Below are 6171 nucleotides of genomic sequence, written 5' to 3'. Positions count from 1 at the left end.
CTTGGCGAAATCGGCATAGTCTTCCATGCGCGGCAGCAGCGTTTGCGCGTCGAGCGCGACGAGATGATGCAAGGGCAGGAAGCCGAACAAAGTCGGCGCCTCAGGAGCGGAATGGAACACCAGCGAGCCCGTCTCGGCCACGCCACACAGCGCGATGCCAACCGCCAGAGCGGTGTCGCGACGCAGCGGCGCGTCCGGGCGAAGATCGCCCCAGCCGAGCTGTTCGAGACGCGCATCGGGCTGCAAGGCGAATTCCTGCGCGAGGCCATTGGCCGCGATATAACGCGCCACGACGCCGGGCAGATCGGCGAGCGTAGCGACGCGCTCCAGCGTGGCGCCGACCTTTTCGGCGCCGGCGCGCGCGACGAACAGGCCCGCGAGATCGTTCGCCTCCTGCGGTGGCAAGGAGCGCTTCATTGTCTCGGAACAGGCCTGCGCTTCGGCGACGATCGCCGATGGCGCTGCATCTTCCGGCCGCGCCTTGCGGATCGCGGCGAAAATCGCCTCCCGCGCGCTCTCCCTCGGGCTCATGACTGTCCGCCTTTCCGGATCGTGGTCAGGAAACTTTGCCCTGGGGGCTTGGGGAGGTCGCGCGCCGCCGTCCAGCCCGAGGCGAGCGGCATTGACGAAATCCACCCGCCCCGCGCGAACAGCCGCATCACGGGCAAGGCGACGGACTGCGCCAGCCGGTAAAGCTCCGGCCGCGCGGCGAAAAAGGCCCATAGCCCGATGGCCGCGCGCATGGTCCTGGGCTCGTAGCCGGCGCGCCAACTGATTTCGCGCCAGCGCCGCAGCATGGTCGGCAGCGGAATGTCCACTGGGCAGACCTGCCGGCACTGGCCGTTGAGCGTGCAGGCGCTGGGCAGGTCGCGCGTCTGTTCCAACCCGTCGAACACCGGAGTCAGCACCGAGCCCATCGGGCCGGGATAGGCCCCGCCATAAGCGTGGCCGCCGATGGCGCGATAGACCACGCAATGATTGAGGCAGGCTCCGCAGCGCACGCAGCGCAGCATTTCCGGGATTTCGGCGAGCATTTTCGTGCGGTCGTGATCGACCAGCACGATATGGAATTCCTCCGGCCCGTCGCGGTCGCCCGGACGTTTCGGGCCGCAATGGAAGGTGGTGTATTGAGTCAGGTCCGCGCCGGTCGCCGAGCGCACCAGCAACCGCGTCAATTGCAGCGCGTGCTCGGTATTGGCCACGATCTTTTCGATGCCCGCCGTCACGATATGGACGCGCGGCGGCGTCGTGGTCAGTTCGGCATTGCCCTCATTGGTGATGGTGCAGATCGCGCCGGTGTCGGCGACCAGGAAATTGGCGCCGGAAATGCCGACGTCCGCCGCGAAGAAATCCTCGCGCAATTCCTTGCGCGCCGAGCCGACCATGCTCTCGACGTCATGGGCCGGCGGCTTCTCGCGATGGAACTTGTCGAACAATTCGGCGACGTCCTCGCGGGTGCGATGGGCGGCCGGCCAGATGATATGGGAGGGCGTCTCGCCGGCAAGCTGGATGATATGTTCGGCGAGATCGGTTTCGACGCGGCGGATGCCGGCATCGGCCAGCGCATGGGGCAGGCCGATCTCCTCGCCCAACATGCTTTTCGAGCGCGTCACGCTTTTGGCGCCCGCCGCCTTGCACAGGTCGACCACGATCCGGCAGGCCTCGTCGGGATCCCGCGCCCAATGGACCCGGGCCCCCGAGGCGAGCGCGTTACGCTCGAACATTTCGAGGTAATAGGCCATATTGGCGATGGCGTGGTCCTTGATCGCGGCGGCGGCGAGGCGCGCGCCCACGAAATCGGGCCAGGCCGCGACGGCGGCGGCGCGCTTGCGGCGGGCATTGCCGGTGGTACGCTCCAGCGCGACCTTCAATTGGGCGCTGCCCAGCGCCTTTTCGACGCGGTCGTGGAACGTCCCGGCGGCGATGTGGGGCTCGGCCGTCATCACGCCTCCTCGCCAATGGCTTTTTGCGCCCGGCCGGCCAGGATTTCCGCCGTGTGGAAGACGCGCGTCCTGGCGCCCTCGCGGCTCAATTTGCCGGCCATGTTCAGCAGACAGCCGAGATCGCCGCCGAGCAGCATGTCCGCTCCGGTCGCGACGACATTGCCGGCCTTTTCCCCGACGATGGCGTTGGAAATATCAGAATATTTCACACAGAACGTCCCGCCGAACCCGCAGCAGGTTTCCTCGCCCTCCAGCGGGCGCAGCTCCAGCCCCTCCACGGCCGACAGGAGCGCGCGCGGCTGGGCCTTCACGCCGAGTTCGCGCAGGCCGGAACAGGAATCGTGATAGGTCGCGCTGGCCTTGCAGACGACATTCTGCGGCCGGAAGCCGCGCACATCGACCAGGAAGCCCAGCAATTCATAGGTCTTGGCGGCGAGCGCCCGGGCGCGCGTAAGCCAGGCGGGGTCGTCGGCGAAAAGTTCGGGATAATGCGCCTTGATCATGCCGGCGCAGGAGCCCGAGGGCGCGACCAGATAATCATAAGGCTCGAAGGTTTCGATGACGGACCGGGCGATCGGGCGGGTCGCGGCGTCGGCGCCGCTATTGAAGGCCGGTTGGCCGCAGCAGGTCTGGGCGAGCGGGATCTCGACCGCGCAGCCGGCGGCTTTCAGCAGTTCGACCGCGGCGAAGCCGACATTGGGCCGGACGGAATCGACCAGACAGGTCACGAAAAGGCCGACACGCGGCGAGAGCTGGGCATTCCCACGTTCCGGCATCGGCCTAAGCCCCTTCTGCAAGGTCAAGGCGACTTTATAACGAGGAATTTTTCGTGGTCAAATGATTTTACCAAAGATCATTCATTCGGGCGCGCGAGCAGCTCCGAGCGGCCCATCCGGCGCAGCGCCCGAGCCATCCGGGTCTGTTCGTCGCGCATTTCATGCAGGGTCTTGGCGATGCCGGTGATATGGGCGGCGGCGGCGGCGGCCGCGCCCTCGGGGTCGCGGGCGAGGATCGCCTCGGCGATGGCGAAATGCTGGTCGAGCAATTCGTTGCGCGAGCCCGGCTGGTTATAGAGCTGCCGCCGGTTGTAGAAGGCGTCGCTGCGCAGCATTTCGTAAAAGGCGCGCATCACATGCAGCAGCACCAGATTATGGGTCGCCTCGTAAATCAGCATGTGCAATTCGGCGTCGATCTCGGCTTCCATGGCGATATCGCTGGCCTCATGGGCGTCGCGCAGCTTTTCCAGGCAGCGCGCGATGGCCTCGCGTTCGACGTCGGTGGCGCGCGAGGCGGCGAGCCGGGCCGCTTCGCCTTCGATCAGGCAGCGATATTCGAGATAATCGTTCAGCGCCTGGTCGCTCGACTGGAACAAGGAGGTCAGCGGATCGGTCATCGGCGTCAGGAACCGGCTGACGAAATTGCCCGCCTTATTGGTCTCGATCAGCCCGCGCGCGTGCAATTTGTCGAGCGCCTCGCGCAAAGAGGGGCGGGAGACTTCGAGCTTGGCCGCCAGTTCGCGCTCGGGCGCGAGTTTTTCGCCCGGCCTGAGCGCGCCCTCGAGAATCAATTGTTCGAGATGTTCGGCGAGCGCATCGGCGAGCTTGGGCGTGCGCAGGGGATCCATGAGGCGTCCTGTCTGCCTGGCGTGGCGCAATTCCGGCGGGCGCGCCGAGTCCGCTTGACTTCGGAGCCTGTCGCTCCGGCTAAGGTAAAATAATTAGACCACAAAACCAGCCCGCCATCCAGAGCGAAAACCGGACCCAAAACGCCCTTTGGCTTTTGCAGGCTCAGGGCCGCTCGGCGAGCGCCGCGCGGACGATTTTCAAGGCGCGTTCGGGCAGGTCGGGCAAGGCGGAATCGAGGCTGATCCAGTCGACCTTGCCGGTGTCGCGGTGGAGTTGCGCCTCCAGCACGCCGAGATCGGCGTCCGAGACGCCCTTCGGCCGCTCGCGCACCCGCCGCCGCAACAGATCGGACGGCGCCTCCAGCCACAGGCCGACGAAAGGCGCGCCGCATTCGCGCGCCAGTTTGGCGACCGCGTCGCGCTCCTCCGGGGTCGAATAAACCGCGTCGAGAATGACGGAGCGGCCCTGGCCGAAAGCGTCCATCGCGCGCGACAGCAGGCGGAGATAGACGGCGGCCGTGATATTGAGTTCATAGGCTTCTGGCGGCAGTTTATCCGTCGGCCTTATGCGATGCATGGCCTTGCGCGTGCGATCCGAATTCAGCGTGCGGGCGCCCGGCGGCGGTCCGATCTCACCCGCGATCGCGGCGGCGAGGGTCGATTTGCCCGAGCCGCTGAGGCCGCCGATAGCGACAATGGCGTTGGGGCGCGGCGCCAGCAGCTTTTCGGCCAGGGCGAAATAGGCGTGGGCCTCGCGCGTCAGCGCCTCGTCCTTGTCGCGGTCGCCGGAATGGGCCTGGGCGGCGGCGATATGGGCGCGGATCGCCGCCCGCAGGGCCATGAAGAAGGGCAGGGCGGCGTAGCCGTCGCGGGTCTTGGCCGGCATGTCCCGCAGCGTGCGCGAGAAGGCGCTGACATAGCGGTTGAACAGCAGGTTGGCGAGGTCGCGCCGGCCGCACAGCCAAAGGTCCATCAAGGTGAAGGCGACGTCGTAGAGCACGTCGATCCGCGCCAGCCGGGGGTCGAATTCGATGCAGTCGAACAGAGTCGGCCGCCCCTCGAACCAGCAGATATTGCGCAGATAGAGGTCGCCGTGGCACAGCCGCACGAAGCCGCTCGCCGCGCGTGCGTCGAGCAGAGGCGCGATGCGCTGCAGCTCCGCGCGGAACAGGCCGTTGACCCGGTCGACGTCTTCGCGCGGAAAAACGTCGTCCCGCGCGAAGGACATTTCGTTGAGATCGAGCAGATGGGCGAAGGCGGCGGCGCCCTGCGGCTCGTCGAATCTTTGCGCGTTGGCGTGGAAGCTGGCGATGGTCTCGGCTAAAGCCTCGATCTGGCGCGGCGCCAGCCGGCCCTCGCGCGCCATAATGTCGAACAGGCCGGATTCCTCGAATCGGCGCATGACGACAATGCAGTCGACCAGACGGCCGGGACTGTCGAAGGCCAGCCCGTCCGGCTCCCGCGTGATCCGACGCACGCCGAGATAAAGGCCGGGGGCGGCGCGGGAATTGAGCGCCAGTTCCGCGCGGCAGGCCTTTTCGCGCAGCCGGGCCTTGGAGAAATCCAGATAGGGAAAGGCGATCGCGCGCTTGAGCTTGAACACCAGATCGCCGGCGAGGAAGATCAGCGAGACATGGGTCTCCTTGCGCTCGACAGGGGCGCCGGCCTCGCGCGCGAGGGCCTCGGTGAGGAAAGCGATGGTAGCCGATTGAGTCATGGGTCCTGGCTTCAGGGGTCGACGACGCCGGGGCGGGTGCGGCGCAGCACCATATTGGCCACCAGCGCCTGGGCGACCTGTTCGGCGAGGCAGTCATAGCCGACATCGGCCGAGAAGGGCCGGTCGCCCTGTTCGGCGCGGCCCCGCGCCCGCGCCGCGAATTGCATCGCCTCGTAACGGCGCAGGTAAAGCACGTTTTCCGCCTGCGCCACGCGCAGCGTCGCCGCGCGTATGGCCTCGGCCTCGCGGTCCTCGTGCAGCCAGGGATTGGCCTCGAAGCCGACGAGAAGCACGTCCAGGCCGTTTTCCTTGGCCCAGCGCACGCCCTCGCGCAGATGTTCTTCATATTCGACGGGCGAGACGTTCTGCAGCGCGTCATTGGCCCCGACCTGCCAGATCAGCAGGTCCGGCCGCGCCAAGGCGACTTCGGTCCGCATGCGCTCGGCGGCGGTGGCGACGATCTCGCCCGAGACCGGCCGGTTGACGATCACCACGTCCACGCCGGTCAGGGCGCGCTCCAGCAGGGATTCCAAAGCGACGGGATAGGATTTGCTCTGGCTTCTGGCCAGCCCGATCGGCGAGCCGATGATGAGGATATTGAGCTTTTCGCTTTTCTTCAGGGCGGCGGCGACGCGGGGCAGCGGAGCGGGCGCGGCGAGCGATTCCGCGGGCGCCTCGCAGGACTGGCCCGGCCGGGCGCCGTCCTGCGCCATCGCGGGCGCGCAGGCGACTTGCCAGCCCAGAAGAAAGACCAGAACCCGGCAGGCCAGGCTCAGGCCGAGGCCAGGCGCTGCGCGCGCGCCACGGCGAGCCTTTTCCGCCATTCCGACAACCATGCGACTGCGCCCAATCCCGTCAATCCGACAAGTAACACGAGGAGGTCGATT

6 protein-coding genes are annotated in these 6171 nt (G+C 67.0%); all 6 read right to left on the bottom strand.

What is annotated here, in order from left to right; genetic code table 11:
* Window positions 1-531, bottom strand: a 531-nt coding sequence (locus ACE3S9_RS13250) for an LUD domain-containing protein (RefSeq protein WP_374546942.1), incomplete at its 3' end; no start/stop codon positions are given.
* The gene (locus tag ACE3S9_RS13245) at window positions 528-1943 is read right to left on the bottom strand and encodes a lactate utilization protein B (RefSeq protein ID WP_374546941.1); all 1416 of its coding nucleotides are present in this window, start codon (window positions 1941-1943) and stop codon (window positions 528-530) included. The genes ACE3S9_RS13245 and ACE3S9_RS13250, both read right to left, overlap by 4 nt.
* The gene (locus ACE3S9_RS13240) at window positions 1943-2719 is read right to left on the bottom strand and encodes a (Fe-S)-binding protein (protein ID WP_374546940.1); all 777 of its coding nucleotides are present in this window, start codon (window positions 2717-2719) and stop codon (window positions 1943-1945) included. Before ACE3S9_RS13240 ends, ACE3S9_RS13245 begins: the two co-directional genes overlap by 1 nt.
* Window positions 2720-2796: 77 nt before the next feature.
* Window positions 2797-3567: an FCD domain-containing protein gene (locus tag ACE3S9_RS13235; protein ID WP_374546939.1), complete on the bottom strand. Its 771-nt coding sequence runs from the start codon at window positions 3565-3567 to the stop codon at window positions 2797-2799.
* A 163-nt stretch (window positions 3568-3730) separates the two neighbouring features.
* Window positions 3731-5284, bottom strand: coding sequence for an AAA family ATPase (locus ACE3S9_RS13230; RefSeq protein ID WP_374546938.1), 1554 nt, complete (start codon window positions 5282-5284; stop codon window positions 3731-3733).
* Between the two features lie 11 nt (window positions 5285-5295).
* Entirely contained in the window at window positions 5296-6108 is an 813-nt protein-coding gene (locus ACE3S9_RS13225; RefSeq protein ID WP_374546937.1) for an SGNH/GDSL hydrolase family protein, read from the bottom strand.
* Window positions 6109-6171: the final 63 nt, after the last annotated feature.

Source organism: Rhodoblastus sp., from assembly GCF_041915505.1.
Classification (GTDB): domain Bacteria; phylum Pseudomonadota; class Alphaproteobacteria; order Rhizobiales; family Beijerinckiaceae; genus Rhodoblastus.
This window is presented reverse-complemented; position numbering and strand designations above follow the sequence as displayed.

Excerpts from the sequence above, each read along its gene's own strand:
- ACE3S9_RS13240 (WP_374546940.1), bottom strand. The coding sequence starts at position 2,719 with ATGCCGGAACGTGGGAATGCCCAGCTCTCGCCGCGTGTCGGCCTTTTC.
- ACE3S9_RS13230 (WP_374546938.1), bottom strand. The coding sequence starts at position 5,284 with ATGACTCAATCGGCTACCATCGCTTTCCTCACCGAGGCCCTCGCGCGC.
- ACE3S9_RS13245 (WP_374546941.1), bottom strand. The coding sequence starts at position 1,943 with ATGACGGCCGAGCCCCACATCGCCGCCGGGACGTTCCACGACCGCGTC.
- ACE3S9_RS13225 (WP_374546937.1), bottom strand. The coding sequence starts at position 6,108 with ATGGCGGAAAAGGCTCGCCGTGGCGCGCGCGCAGCGCCTGGCCTCGGC.
- ACE3S9_RS13235 (WP_374546939.1), bottom strand. The coding sequence starts at position 3,567 with ATGGATCCCCTGCGCACGCCCAAGCTCGCCGATGCGCTCGCCGAACAT.